Origin of the sequence: Microvirga zambiensis WSM3693, assembly GCF_016735695.1 — a bacterium.
Taxonomy (GTDB): Bacteria; Pseudomonadota; Alphaproteobacteria; order Rhizobiales; family Beijerinckiaceae; genus Microvirga; species Microvirga zambiensis.
Map to the genome: position 1 here is coordinate 1 of NZ_JAERQD010000071.1, position 22,661 is coordinate 22,661.

At 62.2% G+C, this 22,661-nt stretch carries 19 protein-coding genes and 3 pseudogenes; 5 read left to right on the forward strand and 17 right to left on the reverse strand.

What is annotated here, in order from left to right; all coding sequences use genetic code 11:
• Together JKL46_RS29515 and JKL46_RS29520 are read left to right on the forward strand one after the other, a co-directional pair.
• Positions 1-549, forward strand: a pseudogene (locus JKL46_RS29515) (hypothetical protein); the annotation flags it as partial.
• Positions 550-1,483: 934 nt separating this feature from the next.
• Positions 1,484-1,693, forward strand: coding sequence for a hypothetical protein (locus tag JKL46_RS29520; protein ID WP_201840847.1), 210 nt, complete (start codon positions 1,484-1,486; stop codon positions 1,691-1,693).
• A 281-nt stretch (positions 1,694-1,974) separates the two neighbouring features.
• Here JKL46_RS29520 and JKL46_RS29525 read toward each other — a convergent pair.
• Positions 1,975-2,675: pseudogene (locus JKL46_RS29525) on the reverse strand (IS6 family transposase).
• A gap of 123 nt (positions 2,676-2,798) precedes the next feature.
• Between JKL46_RS29525 and JKL46_RS29530 the strand changes: the two are divergent.
• Entirely contained in the window at positions 2,799-3,848 is a 1,050-nt protein-coding gene (locus JKL46_RS29530) for an IS110 family RNA-guided transposase (protein ID WP_201840850.1), read from the forward strand.
• A gap of 321 nt (positions 3,849-4,169) precedes the next feature.
• Here the strand turns inward: JKL46_RS29530 and JKL46_RS29535 are convergent.
• From JKL46_RS29535 to argH, 11 genes and pseudogenes are all read right to left on the reverse strand, one after another.
• Positions 4,170-5,116, reverse strand: a protein-coding gene (locus tag JKL46_RS29535; protein WP_201840852.1) for an IS630 family transposase whose coding sequence is annotated in 2 segments (ribosomal slippage) — positions 4,170-4,777 and positions 4,777-5,116 — 948 coding nt in all. Because the reading frame shifts where the segments join, the coding sequence is not laid out codon by codon here.
• Positions 5,117-5,309: 193 nt separating this feature from the next.
• A pseudogene (gene gabT / locus JKL46_RS29540) lies at positions 5,310-6,587 on the reverse strand (4-aminobutyrate--2-oxoglutarate transaminase).
• 81 nt (positions 6,588-6,668) lie between these two features.
• Entirely contained in the window at positions 6,669-7,703 is a 1,035-nt protein-coding gene (speB, locus tag JKL46_RS29545) for an agmatinase (RefSeq protein ID WP_201840855.1), read from the reverse strand.
• Positions 7,704-7,723: 20 nt separating this feature from the next.
• A complete protein-coding gene (locus JKL46_RS29550; protein ID WP_201840857.1) occupies positions 7,724-7,864 on the reverse strand; it encodes a hypothetical protein in 141 nt (46 codons plus the stop codon).
• 27 nt (positions 7,865-7,891) lie between these two features.
• Complete coding sequence (locus JKL46_RS29555; RefSeq protein ID WP_201840861.1) at positions 7,892-9,292, reverse strand: MmgE/PrpD family protein; 1,401 nt, start codon at positions 9,290-9,292, stop codon at positions 7,892-7,894.
• 89 nt (positions 9,293-9,381) lie between these two features.
• Complete coding sequence (locus JKL46_RS29560; protein WP_201840863.1) at positions 9,382-10,224, reverse strand: ABC transporter substrate-binding protein; 843 nt, start codon at positions 10,222-10,224, stop codon at positions 9,382-9,384.
• A gap of 36 nt (positions 10,225-10,260) precedes the next feature.
• Positions 10,261-11,049, reverse strand: a complete 789-nt coding sequence (locus tag JKL46_RS29565; RefSeq protein ID WP_201840865.1) for an amino acid ABC transporter ATP-binding protein — start codon at positions 11,047-11,049, stop codon at positions 10,261-10,263.
• Between the two features lie 12 nt (positions 11,050-11,061).
• Positions 11,062-11,907, reverse strand: a complete 846-nt coding sequence (locus tag JKL46_RS29570; protein WP_201840867.1) for an amino acid ABC transporter permease — start codon at positions 11,905-11,907, stop codon at positions 11,062-11,064.
• A gap of 30 nt (positions 11,908-11,937) precedes the next feature.
• Positions 11,938-12,924, reverse strand: a complete 987-nt coding sequence (locus JKL46_RS29575; protein ID WP_201840869.1) for an NAD(P)H-quinone oxidoreductase — start codon at positions 12,922-12,924, stop codon at positions 11,938-11,940.
• A gap of 24 nt (positions 12,925-12,948) precedes the next feature.
• On the reverse strand, positions 12,949-13,809 hold the full coding sequence (locus tag JKL46_RS29580; protein ID WP_201840871.1) for an ABC transporter substrate-binding protein: 861 nt from the start codon (positions 13,807-13,809) through the stop codon (positions 12,949-12,951).
• A gap of 110 nt (positions 13,810-13,919) precedes the next feature.
• Positions 13,920-15,326 carry an argininosuccinate lyase gene (argH, locus tag JKL46_RS29585; RefSeq protein WP_201840874.1) on the reverse strand — a complete coding sequence of 469 codons (1,407 nt, stop codon included), beginning with the start codon at positions 15,324-15,326 and terminating at the stop codon, positions 13,920-13,922.
• A 164-nt stretch (positions 15,327-15,490) separates the two neighbouring features.
• Between argH and JKL46_RS29590 the strand changes: the two genes are divergently transcribed.
• The gene (locus JKL46_RS29590) at positions 15,491-16,378 is read left to right on the forward strand and encodes a LysR substrate-binding domain-containing protein (RefSeq protein ID WP_343074150.1); all 888 of its coding nucleotides are present in this window, start codon (positions 15,491-15,493) and stop codon (positions 16,376-16,378) included.
• 3 nt (positions 16,379-16,381) lie between these two features.
• Here JKL46_RS29590 and JKL46_RS29595 read toward each other — a convergent pair whose 3' ends face one another.
• The 4 genes from JKL46_RS29595 to rocF form a co-directional block, all read right to left on the reverse strand.
• Positions 16,382-17,251, reverse strand: a complete 870-nt coding sequence (locus JKL46_RS29595; protein ID WP_201840880.1) for a polysaccharide deacetylase family protein — start codon at positions 17,249-17,251, stop codon at positions 16,382-16,384.
• Positions 17,252-17,346: 95 nt separating this feature from the next.
• Complete coding sequence (locus JKL46_RS29600) at positions 17,347-17,799, reverse strand: GNAT family N-acetyltransferase (RefSeq protein WP_343074151.1); 453 nt, start codon at positions 17,797-17,799, stop codon at positions 17,347-17,349.
• A gap of 294 nt (positions 17,800-18,093) precedes the next feature.
• Complete coding sequence (locus JKL46_RS29605; protein ID WP_201840883.1) at positions 18,094-19,161, reverse strand: ornithine cyclodeaminase; 1,068 nt, start codon at positions 19,159-19,161, stop codon at positions 18,094-18,096.
• A gap of 94 nt (positions 19,162-19,255) precedes the next feature.
• Complete coding sequence (rocF, locus tag JKL46_RS29610) at positions 19,256-20,257, reverse strand: arginase (RefSeq protein WP_246529618.1); 1,002 nt, start codon at positions 20,255-20,257, stop codon at positions 19,256-19,258.
• A 75-nt stretch (positions 20,258-20,332) separates the two neighbouring features.
• Here rocF and JKL46_RS29615 point away from each other — a divergent pair, with 75 nt between their 5' ends.
• Positions 20,333-20,809 carry an Lrp/AsnC family transcriptional regulator gene (locus tag JKL46_RS29615; protein ID WP_246529619.1) on the forward strand — a complete coding sequence of 159 codons (477 nt, stop codon included), beginning with the start codon at positions 20,333-20,335 and terminating at the stop codon, positions 20,807-20,809.
• 253 nt (positions 20,810-21,062) lie between these two features.
• On the opposite strand, the gene JKL46_RS29620 is transcribed toward JKL46_RS29615, so the two are convergent.
• On the reverse strand, positions 21,063-22,052 hold the full coding sequence (locus tag JKL46_RS29620) for a magnesium transporter CorA family protein (protein ID WP_201840885.1): 990 nt from the start codon (positions 22,050-22,052) through the stop codon (positions 21,063-21,065).
• Between the last annotated feature and the right edge of the window lie 609 nt (positions 22,053-22,661).

Below are 22,661 nucleotides of genomic sequence, written 5' to 3' on the forward strand. Positions count from 1 at the left end.
AACGAGAACGGCGACCGCATGCTGCCGTCCTCGGGCCTCGTGATCACCAACAACGTGCTCGCCGGCGTCGGCAACGTCCACTACAGCACCTATGGCGCCAACACGGGCCTGGTCAACTCGACGGTCTCGCCGAACACAATCTACAGCAGCCCCGATTCCGTCCCGGCTTCAACGCCTGCTCCGAGCCCCATATCGACGAATCCCATACCGGCTCCGAGCGATGATCAGGTCGTGTCGTCGGAGCATGTGTTCACCTTCAACACGTCAATTGGCGGGACTGTCAAATCGATCGCCGACTTCGATGCGACGACCGACACGATCGCCCTGGACAACAGCATCTTCACGAAGCTCGCCAGCACCGGCGCCCTGTCCTCCAAGTTCTTCACAATAGGCGAGGCCGCGAAAGACAAGAACGATTACATCATCTACAACAAGACCACGGGCGTTCTGTCCTACGATGCCGATGGCTCGGGCTCGGGTGCCCCGGTGAAATTCGCCGTCGTCGAGAACAAGGCTGCACTCAGCGCTGCAGACTTCCTTGTAATCTAAACACTAGGCTTCTTAGCGATAACACCGCGCTGCGCAAAGCCCGTGACAACAGTGCCAGAAGGTCAGCTCTAAGGAGCTATTGGCACTGTTGTCACAAACGGCACAGCATCTGAAGGCGACATTTGCGAGCGGGCGGCGATCACGGAAATCGAGGGCGGCGTCTCGTCCGTTTTTTCACTCGCCTTCGCAGCCTTTCAGAAGGGTTTCCCAGCGAGTTGCACTGTCGAGAGGCGGCAGAAAGCAGTGGACGATGCTGGATGCTTCCTCGACCAGCATGGACACGACGCTGCGGTGCTCGGTTGGATGGCCGCCGATCTGTTCGCCGTAGATGGGCTTGTCTGGGTCTTGAATGGCGTGGCTGTCGTCAATCTCACGGTCATAGCCGCAATGCTGTCTGATAGGCGCCCTTTCAGGCGGATCGAAGGGCGTGCACGGGTATGATCTGTCAGCATCCTTTGATTACCTCCCCAACCGCGCGCCGAGGCCGCTGGCGGCTTTTCAGTTCCCACCGGCAGGATTGTGCTGGCAGCAGGAAGGTATGCTTGGGGAGGCGTTTAAACGAGTAGTGTGGTGAAGGTCTTCGCAGATGAGCTTGATGCTGGCTTGGCACTCGAGGCGGTCGCCGGGCCAATCGCCGGCGCGGGTATGCTGACCTATGAGGCTAGCTCTTCCATGACCAGAATACCAATGCCATGAAGCCCACAAAGAGCAGTAGCCAGGCCCACCAAGGCAGAATGCCGATTACCTCGACCATTCCGTGCAGGAATGCAGAAAACTCGGCCATAGGTGCCCCGCTCTTTGCAGGACCTTAGCCGGAGGCCGAGGCGAAAGGATAGATTGCAGCCGCGCAATTTCTGCAGAGACCGTTTATAAAACTGAGTAGGGCCAAGATCGCACCTGTTCGTTATCCGGTAGCATAGAGAAGGTCGAGCCCATGCCAAACCACTACAACGAGCGCTGGGTGGGTCCAATCAAAGGCATCCGGCTGCCACTTGCTGATTGGAACAGTCTCCAGGATGAGGGCATCACGACCATCGATCAGCTCGCCGCTGTTGCGGATCGGCTCGAACGGCTTCCCGGGATTGGGTTAAACATGGCTCGGGTGATCCGGGAAGAACTTGCCCGTCTATCGGCAGTCGAATGACCTGATAAGAATGCAAGTCTCCGACATTGCACTCCACGATGCACGGCCAGGCTGAGGCTCGGTTTCGGCTCTTTAATCCTTCCTTCGTAGCAGTCCAAGCGCCTCTTCCGCGGTTGAAATCACCCCGATCTGCTACATCTGATTGGCGATGATACAGTGCATCCCGAACGAACGCTCCCACCCCGCCGAGAACCCTTCCCTCACCGACGCCATCCAGACCCATCTCGGGGGTGATGTCACGGTAACCTGAGGAGACCGCGATAAGGCCTGTGTCGTTGATTTCAGGCGAGCACGCCTGCCACGGACTTCCATGCCGCCATAACCTGCAGGCGGTGAAGGTGGGTGGCGAGGGCAGACTGGTGCGAGCGGGGCGGAACGAACAGATTTCTGGCAGCTGAAGAGACCGAGGTGAACCGCTGCAAACCTCCGACAGACCGAAAGCCCTGCATCATCCTCTCTCGTTTCCTCAGCGGGAGATGCGAATTCTCAGCTCTGTTGTTCAAGCCCTTGTGGGACCGGTGCTCGACCCTCGGCATGACTTGGCGTCTGGCCGCTCCGTATGAGGACAGCTTGTCGGTGATGATGCGCTTGGGCGCTATGCCCTGCTTCTTCATCAGCCGGGTCAGCAGGCGCTTGGCCGCCTTGGTGTCCCGACGCGTCTGGACGATCTCGTCAAGCACGTATCCGTCCTGATCGACGGCGCGCCACAGCCAGTGCTTCCTGCCAGCGATGCTGATGACCACTTCATCCAGGTGCCAAATGTCAGCCGGGCGTGGCGGCTTGCGCCCGAGGCGCCGAGCATACTCTGGACCGAACTTCTTGCCCCATCGCCGGATCGTCTCATAGGAGACGATGATGGCGCGCTCCAGCAACATTTCCTCCACGAGCCGCAGACTCAGAGGAAACCGGAAGTACAACCAAACGGCATGGGCGATGATCTGGGGTGGAAACGATGGCGCTTGTAGCTGATGGGCTTGGTCATGCCACAGCTCATAGGGCAGAAGCCTCTGACCAAAAGTTACCGTGATGTCGTGGATGGCGCCCTCCACCAGCGTCAGACATGCCAGAATAGGCATGTTGGAGAACCGGAGAGGAGCCACTCATCATGTCTGAGATTGCCACGATCGGCCTTGATATCGCAAAGAACGTCTTTCAGCTCCACGGTGTGGACAGGACTGGAAAGATCGTCCTGCGCAGGACGCTGCGCCGCAGTCAGGTGCCAGGTTTCTTCAGCACACTTCCCTCTTGCCTGATCGGGCTGGAGGCGTGCGCGACCGCTCACCACTGGGCCCGTACGCTCATAGCCTTTGGCCATGAGGTCCGTCTGATCCCGCCGGCCTATGTCAAACCCTACCTACGCCGACAGAAGAATGATGCTGCGGATGCGGCGGCCATCTGTGAGGCCGTCACACGGCCGTCGATGCGGTTCGTTCCGGTCAAGACCCCGCAACAACAGAGTACCTTGATGCTGCACGGGGCCCGCGATCTCCTGATCGGGCAGCGGACCGCCCTGATCAATGCGCTGCGCGGTCATTTCGCAGAGCTGGGCATCGTGGTGGCGCAAGGCGCTCGCAACACGCGCCAGCTGATCGCTTTCCTCCACGAGGAGGCTAATCCAGACTTTCCCGCTGCAGCTCGAACTGCGCTCCAGCCTTTGGCCGCGATGCTGCTCGGGATCGAGGCGCAGATTGCCAAGCTCGATAAGGCCATTCTGGCGGCTCATCGCAGCGATCCGGTGAGCCTCAGGCTTGCCACCATTCCCGGCATCGGCCCGATCGTGGCCTCCTGTCTCTCGGCCAGTATCTCGGACGCCAGTCTGTTCCAGGGCAGTCGGGAGTTTGCCGCCTATCTTGGCCTCGTGCCGCGGCAGAACTCAACGGGCGGCAAGCCGAGGCTCGGGTCCATCTCCAAGATGGGCAACCGGCACCTGCGCAAGCTGCTGGTCGTCGGCGCGCACGCGGCGCTCTACAGCATGAAGTCCGGCAAGACCAGGACGGTCTTGGCGGACTGGGCCCGGTCTCTGCTGGTCAAGAAGCCGTTCAAGGTGGTCGCCGTCGCCTTGGCCAACAAGATCGCCCGGATCGCCTGGGCGGTGATGGCCAAGAGCACGGCTTATGAGCCCGGCAGCACTGGAGCTGCCGCGTCAGCGGCATAGACAACCAGTTCAGACGATTCGCCCCTCAGGGCAACTCAGTTGGCACGGTGATGATGAGATGATGTGAAGCCACAGCGGACATGGACCGCCGGAACTGGCAAACCCGTGGTGTTGTCTTGCGTCAGTCAAGCGCGATAACGTGAGAGGGACCAGTTTCCAGCGTAAAACATCAGGGCCTGCGGTCATGAAGCACCGCGCTTACAGGCCGGAGACATGACTGCACCCGCCCCGCTAGGCCAAGCGTCTTCAACAATCACGTTGCCAAACGGGCGCCATCCAGACATGACATCACCCTCGCCCGCCACATAAAGCAGTTTCGATTTAGACGGGCTCATACCCGCAGTGCCTGAGGTAGTTCCGACACTCCTCTGCTGGGAAGCAGTCGAGCAAGTCGCCGATGGTGGTCCAGAGCACCTCCTTGGTGCGTGCGCCCGCTTTGCGCAGCAGCGCCTTGAGCTTGGCGAAAAGTTGCTCAATCGGATTGAGATCGGGGCTGTAGGGCGGCAGATACAACAAGCTGGCGCCGACCGCTCGGATCGCCTCCTCGACGCCGGCCACCTTGTGAGCGGCCAGATTGTCGAGCACGACGACATCGCCAGGCGAGAGGGCTGGTGCCAGCATCTGCTCGACATAAGCCTTGAAGATCTCGCCCCGCATGGGCCCGTCGACCACGAGCGGAGCAATGATGCCGTTCTCGCGCAGGCCCGCCACAAAGGTCGTGGTCAGCCAATGTCCGTGCGGCACAGCGTCGATCACCCGCTGTCCGCGCGGCGCCCTGCCATAGCGCCGCGACATGTTGGTGGCGGTTCCGGTCTCATCCAGAAACACGAAGCGGCTCGCATCCATGAAACGCTGCCACACGCGAAAGCGGCGGCGCGCCTGGGCTACATCCGGCCGGTCCTGCTCGGCCGCCCGGAGCGTCTTTTTTTGTGCGTCAGGTCCATGCGCTTGAGCATCAGGTGAATGGTCGAGAGCGCCTGCACCACGATCCCGCGGGCGCGCAGTTCGGTCTGGATCTCGGCCAGCGTGATGCCGGACTTGGCGTCCACCAGGGAGCGGAGCAGATCCTGGTGCGGCTCAAGCACGGGGCGACGATGGCCGCCGATGCGCTCCGGCCTGACCGAGCCGGTCTCGCGCAGCCGCCGCATCAGCTTTACGGCGGCCGAGGGGCTCACTTCGTAACGAGCGGCCGCCTGGCGGATTGAGCTGCCCTTCTCGACGGCTCGCACGATGCGCCGGCGCAGGTCCTGAGACAACGGTGTGGTCATGGCGAGCCTCTATGCTCACGCCCCTGACCGACAGGGAGTCAGATCTTCCGATTCCGTTCAACCCCAAACAGCTCTAGGCCTTGTCGATGAGCAGCGATGAATCCTTCAGGTCCGGGACGCGTCCCTCCCGGGGCATCAACTGCGCGGTCATCAATGGTCTCCTTGAAAACACTCGATTCAGCTCCAGCGCCCATCAGGCCGCCAGTGCCTGCTCCAGCACATCGAGCCCCTCGTCGACGATCGCATCCTCGGCCGTCAACGGCACCAGAATGCGGATCGTGTTGGCGCTGGTGCCGCAGGAGAGGAGGATCAGTCCGCTCTCATAGGCTCACTGCACCACGTGCTTCGTCGCCACCGGGTCGGGTTCATCCCCTCCACGGTCCTTGACGATGTCGAAGGCCACCATGGCACCAGGGCCGCGGATGGCACGGACAGGCAGTAAGTCATTGCGGGTTTGTAGGGCCTCGAGCCTAGCCTTGAGCCTCGCGCCGATGGCCTGCGACCGCTCCAGCAGCTTCTCATCCTCGAACACGTCGAGCACAGCCAAGGCCGCCACGCAGGCAAGCGGGTTGCCTGCATAGGTGCCGCCCAGGCCACCGGGTTCGGCCGCATCCATGATGGGCTCGCGACCGATGACCCCGAAAAGGGGGAAGCCTCCGGCGAGGCTCTTGGCAACGCAGATCAGGTCGGCCTCGACATCGTAGTGCTCCATAGCGAACATCGTGCCCGTGCGGCCGAAGCCGGTCTGCACCTCGTCGGCGATGAGCACGATGCCATGCTCGTCGCAGATCCGGCGCAGGGCCTGCAACAGCTCCTGCGGCGCCTGATGGAAGCCACCCTCGCCCTTGACGGGCTCGATGATGATGGTAGCCACGCGGCTGGGATCGACATCGGCCTTGAAGATGAAGCCGAGGTACTTGAGAGCATCCTCGACGCTGACGTCGTTCTGCGCGGAGGGGAACGGGACGTGCCAGACCTCCGGCAGGGCCGGACCGAGGCCCTTTTTGTAGGGCACGACCTTTCCCGTAAGGGCGGAGGCTAGGATGGTACGGCCATGGAAGCCACCCGTGAAGGCGATGACACCGGAGCGGCCGGTGGCAGCCCGGGCGATCTTGATGGCGTTCTCGGTGGCTTCCGCCCCGGTCGTAAAGAAGGCGGACTTGACGGCACCGGAGATCGGAACGAGCGCATTCAACCGCTCGGCCAATGCGATGTAGGGCTCGTACATCACCACTTGGAAGCAGGTATGGGTGAAGCGCTCCATCTGCTCCTGGACCGCAGCGATGATCCTGGGATGGCAGTGGCCCGTGTTGACCACGGCAATGCCACCGGCAAAGTCGACGTAGCGTTTGCCCTCGATATCCCACAGCTCCGCGTTGCGGGCGCGGAAAGCCGAGAGCGGGGTCGTATGCCCGATGCCACGGACGACGGCGGCATTGCGTCGGGTTAGGAGGTCGGCATTCGTTGTCATCGTATCAGCCTCTTGTTCGGTCTTTTCGGATCGACCTACGTTCCATTCGAGCTGTGATGCCAGCCCTAGCGTCCGTTACGTTCAATCGCCGACCATCAGGCACAGAATGGTGAAGAGCACCTGCGCCGCGACGTGAGCCGTGTTGGTCGTCGCGTCATACTGCGGTGCAACCTCGACAACGTCGCCGCCGACGAAGTCGATCCCCTTCAGGCCGCGCAGGAGTTCCAGCACCTCGCGCGGTGTGAGGCCACCCACCTCTGGAGTGCCCGTCCCAGGTGCGAAGCCGGGATCGACGCTGTCGATGTCGAAGGACAGATAGGTGGGACCGTCGCCCACGACGGCACGGGCCCTCTCGATCAGGGCCTCGATCCCAATCCCCGGCACTTCCTCGGCATGGATGACAGTCATGCCGCTCTCGTACGAGAATTCCCAGAGATACTCAGCTCCGCCGCGAATGCCGATCTGGATGGTGCGCTCGGGATCGAGCACTCCGTCCAGGACCGCGAGGCGGAAAGGACCGCCGTGCTGGAACTTGGCGCCTTCATAGGGACCTGCGGTATCGCAATGGGCATCGATGTGGATCATTCCAACGGGCTGTCTCTCGCCCACGGCCTTCAGGATGGATGAGCTGATCGAATGATCGCCACCGACCGACAGCGGCCGCACCCCGGCCCCCACCAGCCGCTTGTAGAAGGCCTCGATGTCGGCATGGCAAAGGGCGAGGTCGTAGCGGCTCTGCATTGGCACATCACCGATGTCCGCAATCCGTGCCTTGGAGAAGGGCGCGCACCTGAGAACGTGATCGTATGGGCCGATCCGCTCGATGGTCCGCACCGCACGTGGTCCGAAGCGGCTTCCGTTGCGGTTCGTCACGCCCAAGTCCATCGGGACGCCGACGAGCGCGACGTCGAGGCCGCCGAAGTCGGGCAGGTCCTGGGCATCCGCGCGGTAGGGCGCATCGAGCAGCGTAGGAATCCCTGCGAAGGGCCACTTGCGCCTGTCGGACCCCATGAACTGGGCCTGGGCCACGGATGCAAAGAGCGGATCGAAGATGTCCCCACCCGACGCATTGGCATACTTCTCACGAAGGGCATGCAGCTTTCTGGAATCAATCATGGCTTCGGCTCGTCCTCTGTTCAGATGGGGGTGATCGGGTAGGCCTCCCGGTTCCAGCCGCGACAGGACACGGTGGCAACGGCATCCGGCTGCCCGTGGAAGAAATCGGCCAGCCTGTCCCGGTGGCGGGCGCGTAGGCTCTCGAGCCTCTTCTGATCCATGCTGGCTTACTCCGGTATGTCGAATGTCTATCGGAAGAGCGGCGGACGTGGCCGATCGGAAAGCAGGGCGTGGTTGAGCCACCGAACATCTTCCTGGCCCCACAGCCCGAGCACGCCCTCGATCAAGCGCTCGGTGCGTACCCTGTCGAGAGCCATGCCCGAAAGGCTTCTGATCTTCGCAAGGTACGCGTCATCGGTGACCGGGTTCGCCGGCGATCCGAGCGCCTTCGGTACCCGCGTCTCGTCCGTTCGCCCATCCCGTGTCACGATCCGTACGAAAGGCTCCTCGTTGGCGGCGATCGTGGGGTCGACGACCAGGGAAACCCGCTCCATCACTGTCCGAAGCCGTAGATTTTCCCGCTCATCGGCCGCATAGGCCGATAGACCCGCTTGTCCGAGGGCAAGCCTTGCCGCGAGAGCATAGGGTAGGCTCATCTGTGCGAAGGGCAACGTCGCAACGTCCCGCCCACCGCACATATCCGAGAGAAACGGGCTGAGCCGGACCTCGATCCGCTCTACATCTTCCTCGGCCGAACTGTTCCGATCGAGAAGCAGGCCCAATGCATCGATCGATGAGTGCGTCCCACGGCAGGATGCGTAGGGTTTCAGGGAGACACGCTCCAGGCGCCAACTCTCACCGAGCCCTAGTGTCAACGCGTCCGGGCGGGCAGACTTGGGCGCGAAGGTTGTCAGGAAGCCGCCCCATACATCCTCAAAGACCGCGGACGGTCCGCTGACGCCAGCCCGCGCCAGGAGTGCCGCGAGGACACCGCCTTCCGAGGCCCGTCCGGCGTGAATGCGCTTGGTCTGGCTGCCATCGTGAATGAAGGCCCACAATCCTCCGCTGAAACTCGCGGCGTGGCCGAGTGCGTGAGCCACCCGCGTCTCATCGAGCCGAAGAATGCGCGCAGCCGCGACAGCTGCACCGAAGGTTCCGCAGGTTGCCGTGGAATGCCACCCTGCCTCGTTGTGCGGCTCGTACCCGCCACAGGCCTCGAGAACGCGGCGCCCCAGATCGTAGCCGAGGACGACCGCGAGAAGAAACTCCTCGCCGCTGACCGGATGCTCTGCCAGCGCCGCGGCTGCCAGCGCGGCGGGCAGCACGACAGCTCCCGAATGGTCGCATCCACCCGTATCGTCGAGTTCGAAGGCGTGACACGCGATGGCATTGACGAGGGTCGCGGAGCGGACGGAGAGACCCTCGCTCGTTCCCCAGACCGGCACATCACCTCGCTGCTCGGTTGCCAGAATCAGGTCGAGAGTGGATTGGGCCTCCTGGGACGCAGCCCCTGCGACACCGCAAGCCAGGGTATCGAGGGCATGACGTGCTGCCTTGACGCGGATCGGCTCCGGCAAATCCATCGGCGTGGCGGAGGTGACGAACTGGGCAAGCGCGATCGTGCGCGATGCCGGGGCATGCGTGCTCATCTGCAATGAATCCTGTCGAAGTGACCATCGGAGCCGCGCTCCGAACATGCACCGCCGGCGTCAGGCACGGCCGGCGGTGCGTTGGGAGGCTATTGGGCTTTGCCGGCCTCGCCGTTGATCATGATCTTCTCCACCTTGGCGGAAGACAGTTCCCACTTCTTGAGCACGTCCGCATAGGTGCCATCCTTGATCATCTCACCGAAGGCCTTGGCGACCGCGTCACGGAGCTGCGTATCCTTCTTAGCGAAGGCCATACCCTGATAGACCGATGTGAAAGGCTCGCCGATGATGGCGTAAGTGTTCGGCTCCAGGTTCAACAGGTACGGCAGGGTCTCGGACCCCTGGACCGCGGCATCAAGACGCTTCTGGCGAAGCTGTGTCCGCGCGTCCGCGGAGCCTTCCGTCCCGACGATCTTTAGGGGCGGCTTGCCGGCCCCTTCGCAGGCCGTCTTGCTCCAGGTCTCCATTTCGTTCGGGAACGAGGTGCGACGGCTTGCGCCGACGGTCCTGCCACACAGGTCGGTCAGGGTCTTGTACTGATCCTTGCGGTCGTTCGTCGTGTAGAACTGCGCGCCGGACTCCAGGTAGTCGACGAAATCGAGCGTATCCCGTCGGCCCGGCAGGTCGCTCATGCCCGAGAGGATCATGTCGGCACGACCGGTCGTCAGGGCGCTGACCATCTGCTCGAAACTGATCTCCTCCCACTTGATCTCAATGCCGAGCTTCTTCGCGAGCGCGTTGCCGAGATCGATGTCCAGGCCGGTGAGCGTTCCCGTCTTCGGGTCCTTGAACTCAAGCGGCGGATAGTTCGGCACGTTGGCAACCACCAGGGTCTTCCTGGTTGCAATTCGCTCGGGCAATTGCTGCGCCATGGTGACACCGCCTGCCATCAGTAGAGCGGCAAATGAGCAGAGGACTGTGGTTGATTTCATGTTCGGGTTCCTTCCCTGGTTAGCTTCGTATCACTCTCATTTATGCACGGCCGAGATGAACTCGCGGGTGCGTGCCTGCTGTGGGCTAGCGAGGACAGAGCGCGAGTCCCCGATCTCGACGAGTTGCCCTTGATCCATGAAGGCGGTGCGATGGCTGACCTCGCGGGCAAAGCCCAGCTCGTGGGTCACAACGATCATCGTCATGCCGGAGTGCGCCAAGTCTCGCATCACGTTCAGGACCTCGCCGACGAGCTCGGGGTCCAGAGCCGAGGTAGGCTCATCGAAGAGCAGGAGCTGAGGGCGCATGGCAAGAGCACGGGCGATCGCGACGCGCTGCTGCTGCCCGCCCGAGAGATGGACGGGATAGACATCGCGCTTGTCAATCAGGCCCACGCGCTCCAGCAGGGCGTGGGCGCGGTCCTTCGCCTCGGCCTTGTTTTCCCTCAGCACCTGCACAGGACCTTCAATGATGTTCTCAGTCACGGTGAGGTGAGGAAACAGGTTGAACCGCTGGAAGACCATCCCGATGGAGCGTCTCTGCCGTGCGATCTGCGCGTCATCGAGCTCGTAAAGGTTGTTGCCGTCACGCCGGAATCCGACCAGCTCGCCACCGACCCAGATCGCACCGCCATCGATGCGCTCAAGCTGGTTGATGCAGCGCAGGAAAGTGCTCTTGCCCGACCCGGAGGGGCCGATGATGCACAGCACCTCGCCTTTCGGGACGCTAACGTTGATGCCTTTCAGGACCTCGAGGGAGCCGAAGTGCTTGCGGACATCGGCAGCGACCACGAGCGGAGCATTGGCGGAAAGATTCTGCATATCCATGTCCTGCGCTCCCTATTTCGTGTTTCCGGCCGCAACCACGCCCTTCGAGAAGTACTTCTCGATACGGCCCTGGATCAGGCTGAGAATGGTGACCACGACGAGGTACCAGATTGCGGCGACAATCAGGAGCTCAATGACGCGCGAGTTGGCGTAGTAGATGTTCTGCGCGCTATGGAGGATCTCCGCGTACTGGATGACGCTGGCCAGCGATGTCAACTTGACCATGCCGATGAACTCGTTGCCGACCGGGGGCACGATGACCCGCATCGCTTGGGGCATGACGATCCGGCGCAGCATTTGCAGCCGCGTCATGCCGATGGTTTGCGCTGCCTCGTATTGGCCACGGTCGACGGAGAGCAGGCCGGCCCGCACGACCTCGGCGGTGAAGGCGCCCTGCTGGATGCCCAAACCGAGGAGCGCCGCGACGAAGGGCGTCATCACATCGACGGTATTGACCGAGAACAGGCCCGGGATCCCGATGGTCGGAAAGACCAGCGCGAGGTTGAACCACAACAGCAATTGGAGCAGGGCCGGAATGGCGCGGAAGAGCCAGACGTAGCCCAATGCCGTCATGGAGAGGACCGGGTTGTCCGACAGGCGCATGATGGCGAAGACGATGCCGAGCACGATGCCCACTACCATAGCGAGGATCGCCATGACGATGGTGTTCACGAGACCTTTCATAATCACCGGGACAGTCAGGAACTCTGCGACGTAATTCCACTCGATCTGACCGACGGCGAAAGCATGAATAACGATGGCAAGTACCGTCAGGACGAGCACGGCGGCAATCATGCGTCCGTAATGGCGTTTCGGGACGAGCGTCAGGTGACTGATTTGATAGACCGTATCGGTCATGGGTGGTTCCTCCTCCGCGGCCTTTTATGCCTAGTTCTCTTTGACGCTCACGACGATCTTGCCGACATGCCGTCCAGCTTCCATGTACCGGTGCGCTGCGGCCATCTCGGCAAAGGGGAAGACCCTGTCGACGGTCGGCAGGATACGCCCACTCTCCACGTGCGGCCACAGATCCCGCCTGACGCCCTCCACGATCCGAGCCTTGGCTGCCAGGGGGCGGTCCCGGAGCGACGTCGTGTAGAGTGAGCCACGCTTGGCCATCATGCGGCCGAGGGGGATCTCCGCGTCGCGTCCGCTCTGGAGACCGATGATCGCCATTCGTCCATCAGGCGCAAGTGCATCGATATTTCGGGAGAGATAGGCGGCGCCCATGTTGTCCAGAATGACGTCGGCACCGTGCTGGGCTGTCTCCTCCTTGATGATCGTGACGAAGTCCTCGTCGCGATAGGAGATGGCCCGCTCGGCGCCCAGATTCCGGCAACGTTTCATCTTATCGCCATCGCCAGCGGTGGCGAAAACCCGCGCTCCCAGGGCCCGACCGGCCTGAATGGCGAAGGTGCCGATCCCTCCGGCCCCTCCATGGACTAGAACGACTTCCCCGGCTGCGAGTCCGGAAATGTCGATGATGTTGGACCACACGGTACAAGCGGCCTCGGGCAGCGCAGCCGCTGCGACGATGTCAACATTATGTGGCCGCTTGAGGAGTTGGGTGGTGGGAACCGCCACCCTCTCGGCATAAGCTCCTCCGGAAACCAATGCGCAGACCTCGTCCCCGACCTGCCAGCCTTGCACGTTCGGGCCAATGGCATGGATCGTCCCGGAGCATTCGATGCCGAGGATGCCGGGCAGGCTCGCCGGTGTGCCGTAGGTTCCCTTCCGCTGCAAGAGATCTGCGAAGTTCAGCGCGGTCGCGTGAACGTCGATAACGACCTCCCCGAATGAGGGATGCGGGTCGGGAACCTCAGCCAGGACCAAGGACTCCGGCCCCCCGGTGTGGGGCAGAATGACAGCGCGCATGTTCGTCTCCGAAGTTGAGTCGGCTCAGGTCCCGGCGTCGATCGTCACTTCGGTCACGGCCTGACGTTCGAGGCCGAACTTCTGCAACGCCCTTTGGTAGCTGCCATTCTTGATCGTGGCCCTCAAAGCCGTCGCGACCGCATCCCGCAAGGCAATATCCTTCTTGTCGAAGGCAAAGCCGAAGAGCGTCCTGAGCAGCGGCTCGCCTGCCAGGGCATAGGTGTTGGGTTCGTCGGCCATCAGATAGGCAACGTACTCGGGGCCGAGCACGGCCGCATCGAGCCGGCCCTGCTTGAGATCGAGCCTCGTAGCCGTGGCCCCAGCCGTGCCATTGACGGTCGCGGCGGGCTTTCCGGTGGCGACGCAGGTCTTCTCGCTCCACGCCTGCGCAACCGGGAAGTAGTTCGTGGTACGCGGCGCACCCACGGTTTTTCCGCAGAGGTCGGACTCAGATTTGATTGCATCCTTCTTTGCGACCGTCGTGAAGGGCTGCGCTCCCGTGACGAGATAATCGACGAACGTCAGCTTCTCACGGCGAGACGGGAGATCGCTGATCGCGGTGCCGATCATGTCGATGCGGCCGGTAGTGAGGGACGTCATGAGCTGTTCGAAGGTCATCTCCTCCCACTTGACCGAGACCCCGAGCTCCTTCGCGATGCTCTCGACGAGGTCGACATTGACACCGACCCGCTCGTTGGTTTTCGGATCCTTGTACGCCATCGGCGGATAGGTGGCCTCGATGCCGACTACGAGGGACTTGGCAGCCTTGATCTTCTCGGGAAGGGCCGCGTCCTGCGCCATTGCCGCAGCCGGTAGAAGCGCGAAAAGAGCCGTTCCGAGCGCGGCGTTGCGGAGAGTCCTTACAAGCGTATTGCGTGTGTTCATTGTTTCTAGGTTCCCATTGGTTTGATCTGGGCCACGGTTCCGTCCGCAGCTCGTTGGTTTTAGTCTAAGAGAGCTTGGAGCCGGCGTGCTTCCCCTCGCCGGCCCTCGGCTCAAGCCTTTACCCAGTCACGCTGGCGCAAGACATTCTCCTTCAGACGTCCGATCTGCTCGGCCACGCGTGCCGGCGCAGTTCCGCCATATCCTGCCCGTGCGGCGACGGCCGCTTCGGGCGTCAGATGATCGAGCATCTCCGCGCCGAGTCGCGGATCCACGGCGCCGAGGTCGGCAGGCGTGAGATCGGAGAGCGCAAGACCCTTTTCCTCGCAGTAACGGACCAGTGCACCCGTGATCTCATGTGCCTCGCTGAAGGGCACGCCGTTACGGGCAAGCCAGTCGGCCACCTCCGTTGCCAGCGTGAATCCTTCGGTCGATTGCCTTTTGAGACGAGCGGCATCGACCTGCATCGTTTCGATCATGCCCGCCATGGCAGGCAATACCAGTGCTAGGGTGTCGATGGCCTCGAAGGTGGCCCATTTGTCTTCGGAGAGATCGCGATTGTAGGCGAAGGGCAATCCCTTCAGCGCTACCAGCATGGCATTGAGACCACTGATCAAGCGTGCCGCGCGGCCACGGGTGAGTTCGGCGATGTCCGCATTCTTTTTCTGCGGCATGATCGAGGAGCCGGTGGCATAGCCGTCGTCGAGCTCGACCCAGCGGAACTGGCGTGACGACCAGAGAAACACCTCTTCTGCCAGGCGTGAGAGATTGACCCCGATCATCGCGCAGACGAACAGGAACTCCGCCACGTGATCGCGGCTGCCGACCGCGTCGATGGAGTTCTCGCACGGCGCATCGTAGCCGAGTTCCCTTGCCGACAGCTCGGGATGAAGTGCGATCGCGGAGCCAGCCAGGGCGGCTGCACCCAAGGGCGAACGGGAGGAACGGCGATGCCAGTCCTGAAGGCGTTCGATATCGCGCGAGAAGCCTTGCGCGTGGGCAAGGAGCTGATGTGCGAAGGTGACCGGCTGGGCCGGCTGGAGATGGGTGAAGCCCGGCGCGAGTGTATTCTGATGTTCGCTCGCCTGTGCAATCAGGGCGTCCTGAAGCGAAAGGAGGTCACCGGCGATCTGCTTCGCAACTCCCCGCAGGTGAAGCTTGAGATCGTTTGCCGCCTGGTCATTGCGCGAACGCCCGGCACGCAGTTTGCCGCCCACGGCACCAAGACGCTCGACGAGCACGCGCTCAAGGAAGGTATGGACGTCCTCGTCCGCGTGCGATGGCGCGACCGTTCCGGCGGCGTAGTCATTGCCAATGGCCGTCAGAGCATCACTGATCTTTGCGCCCTCGTCCTGGGTGAGAATTCCGGCACGGACCAGTTCGCTCGCGTGAGCGATGGAGGAGCGCAGGTCTTCGGGAACAAGCCGAAAGTAATTCTGTGGGGCGCGTGAGAGGCGCATCAGCGCCGCGGACGGGGGCGTCCGGAATCGCGCTCCCCAAAGTCTGACGGTCTCTGTCATTGTCTATCCTCCTGATTGCAGGGGATGCTTGCACCCGTTTCCGATCTGGACAATTGAATTGATTTCCGAGAGGCTAGTCCGAAATGGAATAGAATCTTTGTTGCATTCGGAAACGGGGCCTGATGCCTAGAACTCACCTACCCAGCACGATCGGATTGCGGGTTGTGGCGGCGCTTGCCCAACATGGAACCGTGTCGGCGGCTTCCGAGGCGCTTCATCTGACCCAAAGTGCCGTGAGCAAGCAGCTCAAGAGTATCGAGGCATTGGTGGGGATTCCCCTCTTCGACCGAACCAGCCAAGGTTTGGCGCCCACCGAGGCCGGGGTGATCTACATCGAACAGGCCCGTATCGCTCTTGGCGCGCTGGAGACGGCGGCGGTGCGTGTGGCCGCCCTGCGCCGGGCCCAACCCGCGATCCTTGTGCATGTGTTGCCCATCATCGGCGATCGCTGGTTTATTCCCCGGTTCTCGCGCTTTGCCGAGGAGCATCCGGAGATCGAGGTCGAGTTCACGACCTATGCGGCAGCCGATACCGTGGAAGAGGCGGATGCCGTCTTCCGCTTTGGCGACGGCAATTGGCCAGGCTGGAAAGCCGACTATCTCCTCGGCCGGGACGTCGTGCTGGTCGGGGCGCCCCAACTCATCGACAGAGGGGGCGGAATCAATTCCATCGAGGACATCCGCCGCTTCCCGGTGTTGGAACATCGGCAAACGCCCTTGCGCTGGAACGACTTCGCGCAGGCCTCCCACCTCCACGATTTCGCGCCTGTACGCATTACGCGGTTCGCCTACTATTCCCTTGTGATCCGTGCGGCGATCGGCGGGCAAGGCCTTGCCTTGGTGCCGCGCAGCCTCATCCCTGACGAAATCGAAAGCGGCCAGTTGATCAATCCGCTCGGCCTCGGATTCCAGAGTCGGAATTGCTACTGGCTGACGACGCCGGCAACCAAGCCCGTCAGTGGCGGCCTCATGATCCTGCGCGAATGGCTCCTTCAGGAGGCGCGACAAACGGAATCCAGGGAAGTCGGTATCCCACAGAATGCCGACTCTTAGGATTTATCGTACTGCGCGCTCGCATGCCTCGAAATGGTCGGCGATCTCGCGACCTGTCGTCCACCACACGTCGTCGTATCGACGGACATATTGCAGGAATTCCTCGAGGATCCTGTAGCGCATGGGACGACCGGATACTTGCGGATGCATGATCATGGTGGCGACACCGCCCCATTCCCGCGTCTGGTCGAACTCATCGCGCCAGATCGACAGCACCTCCTCACGACCGAACAGCGCACGCGGACTCATGCGGTGCGTGATGCCGAAATTCCAGTCATCGAAACTGTAGTTCACGGGAATCTCAATGGGACCGGGACCTGTCGGCAGGACATGACGATAGGGACGGATATCGTCGCGCCAGGAGCTCGAATAGCGGATGCCACGATCCCGCAGCAGCGCGAGGAGTTCCGTGAAGCTCTCGCCGGATGGCGCGCGGTAGCCGATGGGTTTCACGCCAAGGACGCGCTTGAGCGCATCGAAACCGCGATCCACTTCTTCCACCATCGTGGCAAGATCACCCGGCTCGGGCCGCAGGTGCCAGTAGCCGTGGTGACCGATCTCATGGCCGGCCTTGAGAATGGCCTCGCAGGCTGCCGGATGCGCCTCGGCCGTCCATCCGGTGATGAAGAAAGTCGCCTTGACCTCGTACCGAGCCAGGAGCTCGAGCAGCTTCGGAATGCCGACACGAGCCTCGTATCCCCCATAGGACATGGTGACGAGGCGATCCGCGTTGCGGCGGTCCATGCCGAGCCAGACGGACTCGGCGTCGACATCGAAGCCCGGAAACAGGGCGCAGCTTTTACCGTCGGGCCATGGAAATTCAGGAGCCGGCGGAGCCGGATTGGCTGGGCGTGGAGTAGGGTCGGTCGACATGGCAATCTCCGCAAGCGCCTGATGCTGTCAGCTCAATCGGATTTGGCAATTGAATAGTTTTCCATCCTGCTAGTCGCAGATGGAATAGGCCGCGCTCAGGTCGCCGACCATTCGGCGGCTAGAGAATCCAACACCTCTGTCGGCAGGGTGTAGTGCACCTTCTGCTTCACGACACCTCCGAGCTCATCGTAGAGCCGCTGCGCCGGGATATTGCCGTGATCCGTCGTGAAGTCCATCCGTCCGATCCCGTTCCTGACCGCAAACGCCGCAAGGAAGCGGATGATGCGGGTACCTAAGCCAGCGCCCCGGGCTTCCTCGACCACATAGAGGTCCTTCAGGTACAGCAGCCCCCGCAGGTCCCGACCGGGCCGCAGGATCGCCACGCATGCGAGGCCGACATTCTGCCCTCTTGCATCCCGCGCGAGCACGAAACGCGTGCCTTCATGGCTAGCAATCGTCTCCTCCATGATCCGGCGATAATCGGCCTCGGGTCGGAGTTCCGCGCCCGGACGGTAATGACGATCCAGGTCCCGCACCAGCAATGCCACGGCAGCCGCGTCTTCGATGTTCGCAAACCGGATCTCGTCAGCCGTTTTGGTTCGCCCCAGTCAAGGACTCAAATCATGTTAATCAGCTATCGGAAGGCTGCAAAGAGTGCCACATGAGCCGCTAGGTCGCGACAGCCTCGCTTCGGATCGACAGTCGCCGATGTGATCCTCGAACGGTGCGGGGCGGCCGGACAATGGCAGGGGTCGTTACTATCATCAGTGCTTGGTTCAACCGCAGGAGCGGAGTGACCGGCTCCGCGGCATCTCCGGCAAACCCCGGGCTACCCGTCACGCTCAGGCGCTGACGGCAGCCAGCTTGTCCGAACTTGCAGCCCGCAACAGCATGCCGAATAGGTCGCGGGGCTCGTCTGGATCGGCCAGGAGATCGAGTTCCTGATACAGGCCTGTCGCCTCAAGCTGGTCGCGCACGTAGTGCAGAGCCGAGAAGTCCTCGATCGCGAACCCGACGGAATCGAACAGCGTGATCTGCCGCTCACCGTTGCGGCCTGCGACCTGCCCGGCGATCACCTGCCACAGCTCCGTCACGGGATGATCGGCGGCGAGCTGCTGGATCTCGCCCTCGATCCTGGTCTGCTCCGGATACTCGACGAAGATGTCCGACCTCAGGAGGATGTCCCGGTGCAGTTCGGTCTTGCCGGGGCAGTCGCCCCCGACCGCGTTGATGTGGACACCGGCTCCGACCATGTTGTCGCTCAGGATGGTCGCATTCTGCTTGTCCGCAGTGGCGGTGGTAACGATGTGCGCGCCCTCGACCGCCTCCTGGGCAGTGGCGCAGATAGTCACATCGAAACCCAGGCCGGCGAGGTTCCGGGCACATCTGCGGCTGGCCGACGGATCGATGTCGTAGAGACGGAGCTTGCGCACATCCAGGATGGCCTTGAAGGCTAAGGCCTGGAACTCCGATTGCGCCCCATTCCCGATGACGGCCATGGTATCCGCCCCCTTTGGAGCGAGATACTTGGCGGCCACCGCCGACATGGCTGCCGTGCGCAACGCCGTCAGGATTGTCATCTCGCTCAGCAGCATCGGATATCCGTTGCCGACATCGGCCAGCACACCGAAGGCCGTGACCGTCTGCCGGCCATCGCGTGTGTTCTTGGGATGGCCGTTGACGTACTTGAAGCCATAGAGCTGCCCGTCACTCGTCGGCATCAACTCGATCACGCCATCCATGCTGTGGGAAGCTACGCGTGGCGTCTTGTCGAAGAGTTCCCAGCGGCGGAAGTCCTCCTCGATGTAGGTGGCGAGATCGGTGAGGAAGCGCTCCACGCCGATCTTGTTCACGAGCCTCATCATGTGATCGACGCTGACGAAGGGAACGATGTTGAGCTTGCTGTCCATGGTCGTTAAATCCTGTGACTGGCCGCCGACGCCGCAGGATCGGGTCAGAGGGCACGTTGGGAATGCTTGCACGCTTCCGGAGCGGGCGTTGGGGTCAGGCCGCGCGGGAAAGCCCAACCGGCTGGCGGGACCGAAGGGTTATGGCCTTGCCGAACAGGCTGCCGACGAGATCGACCATGAGGCTGGCGGTCTGCCCCTGGATGTCACGCATCGGATTGAGCTCCACGACATCGAGCGAGCCCACGAGCCCGGAGTCGTGGAGTAGCTCCATGATGTGATGCGCCTCTCGGTAGTTCAGCCCGCCGGGGACCGGCGTGCCGACGCCCGGTGCAAGGGAGGGATCGACGACGTCGAGGTCGAAGCTGACATGCAGGTGGGTTGTCGCCGGGTCGATGCTGCCCAAGACATCCTCCACGAGGGAGCGGATGCCGTGCTCGTCCACAGCGCGCATGTCGCGGCACCGCACCCCGGCGGCCGCAATGGCCTCCTTTTCCTCTTGGTCAATCGAGCGGGCACCGATGACGGAGACATCGGTCGGCCGGATGGCCGGGAACTCGCGCCCGCACATGAGTTGGGCCAAGTCGTCGTTCCCGGTGAGAAACGCGAGGCTCATGCCGTGCATGTTGCCAGAAGGCGAGGATTGCGGGGTATTGAAATCGGGATGAGCGTCGACCCACAGGACGGCCACGCGCTTGCCTTCGCGGGCGACATGGCGGGCTACTGCGCTGATGGATCCCATGGAGACGCTGTGATCTCCCCCGACGATGAGAGGGCGCTGCCCTTCCGCCAGGGCGGCAAGCGTCTCGTCATGGATGGCCTCGACCCAGCGGGACACGACTTCGGCATGATTGCCCAGGCGGGAAATGTCTCGGGATGGCCGGGCATGTGGGGGAGCCGGAGCAACATCCCCACGATCGATGATCTGATGGCCAAGGACGGAAAGCGCATCGGCCAGGCCCGCGATCCGCGCGGCTGCGGGGCCTAGGGAGGTTCCAGGAACGCTGGCGGCAAGGCCGAAAGGAACGCCGATGAGGCCGATGGGCTCGCCTAAGGGCGAGCGTCTTGCCGGTGGGGCGGTGTCGAAAGGCATCGTCATAGGTCGCACGCTCGTCTGTTGATGACGGAAGCATGGTCAATAAGACATTCAACAGGAAGCCAACGAAGCGATAGATTGGGCGATATCTTTGCGCATAATGACAAGAGAATTGACGGAACGGCAGAACGCATGCGGCTGGATGAGACGGACCAACGACTGATTGAACTCCTTCGCGGTGATTCCCGTCTGCCGGCCGCCACGCTGGCTCGAATCCTCGGTGTGGCGAGAGGTACGGTTCAGAACCGGATCGATCGCCTCGTGCGGGAGCGAATCATTCGAGGCTTTACGCTGCGGCTCTCGGCAGAGGCCGAAGCCAACATCGTGCGGGCGGTCACGGCCATAGAAATCAGGGCAGGCGACACACGGGCAGTCGTGGCCGCGTTGAAGGGAATCCCGGCGGCGGTTGCGATCCATTCCACCAATGGGCGGTGGGATCTGGTCGTTGACATCTCTACGACGGATTTGGCCAGCTTGGACCGCGTTATCAGCCACATCCGGGAAATCCCGGGAGTGACGCACTCGGAAACGAGCATCCTGCTGAAAGAGCTTTAGGGATAGTTGTCTCACGTGCAGTGACTGACGGCCTCATCCTATTCGGCCGGGTTTACGAAGGTGGCCCAGGTCAGAAGTCTCGGTATGACCTCGAATGTCTCCATCGGGTCAACGAGGAACGAACAGAAAATGAAATGAAGGTCGGCTTACCGCATCAGGACCAGACCAAAGCGTTTCTTCCAAGAGGTGCCATTAACGGCCCTTTGAACCTATGGCACTTGCTGGTTGTGAGCAATATTTCTGGGTGCCCCCCTCAAATCCACCCTCTGCGACGGGCCAGTCCGGCCGCGATGCCGATGAAGGTACCCAGGACGCCGATGACAACCCAGAAGCCGATGACGCCCGTCTGGGTGTAGGGCGTCTCGAAGTTCATGCCGAATACGCCCGCCACCGCCCCAATCACACCCAGCATCACCGTGACGAAGGTCAGCCGCCGGACAAGGTCATTGGTCGCCTCCGCCGTGCGGGTCGTAAACAGCTCAAACGAGCCGTTCACCAGTTCGCGGGCATGGTCGACCGCATCCACGGAACGCTCGAACCGCCGTTCCAGCGACTGGTAATGCGCAGCCGCATCGGCCTCGAAGATCTGAGCAAAGTCGGGACGCGAGAGACCATAGAAGACAGGGCGCTGCTGGTTCAGGAAGTGGCGAAGCTGGGAGACTTTGCGCCGCATCCCCACCACGCCGGCCAGCAGGCTGCGGCGGGCCGAATGCGCCAGCATCGCCTCGTCGAGCCGGTCCAGAAACTCCTCAAGCTCGCTGACGGCCTCGAAGTAGGCGCTCAGGTGCCAGTCCAACAGGGATGCCGCGAGCGCCGGTGGTGTGAGCGCCCCGATCACCGTCTCGCCCTTGCCCTGGTCGCGGAAGGCCTGAAGGAAGAGCAGCTCGCCGTCATGAACGGTGATGATCCAGCGCGGGCCGACGAGGAAGTCCAGATGGACGGGTAGCCATTTGGTTAGGGCGCGATCCCCGTTGCCATTCTCTCCGCGCGAGAGGCCGATGACGTCGAACTGGAAGTACTCGCCGTAATTGTCGAGATAGGGAGCCTCTTGTGGATTGAGCAGTTCTCTGACCGAGCCGCGATCCAGCTCGAAGAGACGGGCCAGATGCTCCACCTCTTCGCGATCACGGCCGTCGACATCCACCCACAGAAGCGTCCGCTCGTCGAGGCCGACGAGACATTGCTGATCGAGCTCGACCTCTTGGTCGTGTCCGTCGGCATTGTAGAGAAAGGCCCGGATCATGGCCCAACCGAGGAAGGACGAGCCTCGGCAGGAGGATTCGCAATCAAGCTTGGCGGCTCCAGCACATCATCGTCCCGGCTCACAATCCCCCAGATGCTTTTCGCCGCTTCATGGGGCCACCAGTGTCACCTTCGTGTCTTGGCATCATGCCGAAGCCTCGATTACTGCCCGATGCTGGCCAGCAAAAGACTTGTTCCAATCAAAGAGCTGAAGGACGCGACGAAAAGAATCGAGGCACGCGTGAATGACGGTTTTGCGTCCGCGCTTGATGGGCGTGAATCAACACCTTGAGATTCCTCTACGCTTTGAACATGAACCATGAGCCGTTCCTGCCTGAGATGCACGCGGACATGAGTGCTGAACGGAAGTGGCAGGCGGATTATTCCGTTGCGAAGCGCTAAAATATTTCGGGAACCGCAGGTGACCACTCGTTCGAGAGTATTCGATCCGGGAAGGACCGGAGTGGGTCAAAGCACGGGGATTGACGCATAGATTGGGACGTCCGGCTTACCTCGGTAAGCTGACAAACACCCACCGTGCGCTCGCGGTCGTCGGGATGGATGTGGCCCTTCCACCACGCCCCCGCCGTCTCCAGGTCCGTGTGGCCGA

Excerpts from the sequence above, each read along its gene's own strand:
- speB (WP_201840855.1), bottom strand. The coding sequence starts at position 7,703 with ATGATTGATTCCAGAAAGCTGCATGCCCTTCGTGAGAAGTATGCCAAT.
- JKL46_RS29530 (WP_201840850.1), top strand. The coding sequence starts at position 2,799 with ATGTCTGAGATTGCCACGATCGGCCTTGATATCGCAAAGAACGTCTTT.
- JKL46_RS29620 (WP_201840885.1), bottom strand. The coding sequence starts at position 22,052 with ATGATCCGGGCCTTTCTCTACAATGCCGACGGACACGACCAAGAGGTC.
- JKL46_RS29555 (WP_201840861.1), bottom strand. The coding sequence starts at position 9,292 with ATGAGCACGCATGCCCCGGCATCGCGCACGATCGCGCTTGCCCAGTTC.
- JKL46_RS29570 (WP_201840867.1), bottom strand. The coding sequence starts at position 11,907 with ATGACCGATACGGTCTATCAAATCAGTCACCTGACGCTCGTCCCGAAA.
- rocF (WP_246529618.1), bottom strand. The coding sequence starts at position 20,257 with ATGACGATGCCTTTCGACACCGCCCCACCGGCAAGACGCTCGCCCTTA.
- JKL46_RS29550 (WP_201840857.1), bottom strand. The coding sequence starts at position 7,864 with ATGGATCAGAAGAGGCTCGAGAGCCTACGCGCCCGCCACCGGGACAGG.
- JKL46_RS29520 (WP_201840847.1), top strand. The coding sequence starts at position 1,484 with ATGCCAAACCACTACAACGAGCGCTGGGTGGGTCCAATCAAAGGCATC.
- JKL46_RS29605 (WP_201840883.1), bottom strand. The coding sequence starts at position 19,161 with ATGGACAGCAAGCTCAACATCGTTCCCTTCGTCAGCGTCGATCACATG.
- JKL46_RS29595 (WP_201840880.1), bottom strand. The coding sequence starts at position 17,251 with ATGTCGACCGACCCTACTCCACGCCCAGCCAATCCGGCTCCGCCGGCT.
- JKL46_RS29580 (WP_201840871.1), bottom strand. The coding sequence starts at position 13,809 with ATGAACACACGCAATACGCTTGTAAGGACTCTCCGCAACGCCGCGCTC.
- JKL46_RS29565 (WP_201840865.1), bottom strand. The coding sequence starts at position 11,049 with ATGGATATGCAGAATCTTTCCGCCAATGCTCCGCTCGTGGTCGCTGCC.
- JKL46_RS29560 (WP_201840863.1), bottom strand. The coding sequence starts at position 10,224 with ATGAAATCAACCACAGTCCTCTGCTCATTTGCCGCTCTACTGATGGCA.
- argH (WP_201840874.1), bottom strand. The coding sequence starts at position 15,326 with ATGACAGAGACCGTCAGACTTTGGGGAGCGCGATTCCGGACGCCCCCG.
- JKL46_RS29575 (WP_201840869.1), bottom strand. The coding sequence starts at position 12,924 with ATGCGCGCTGTCATTCTGCCCCACACCGGGGGGCCGGAGTCCTTGGTC.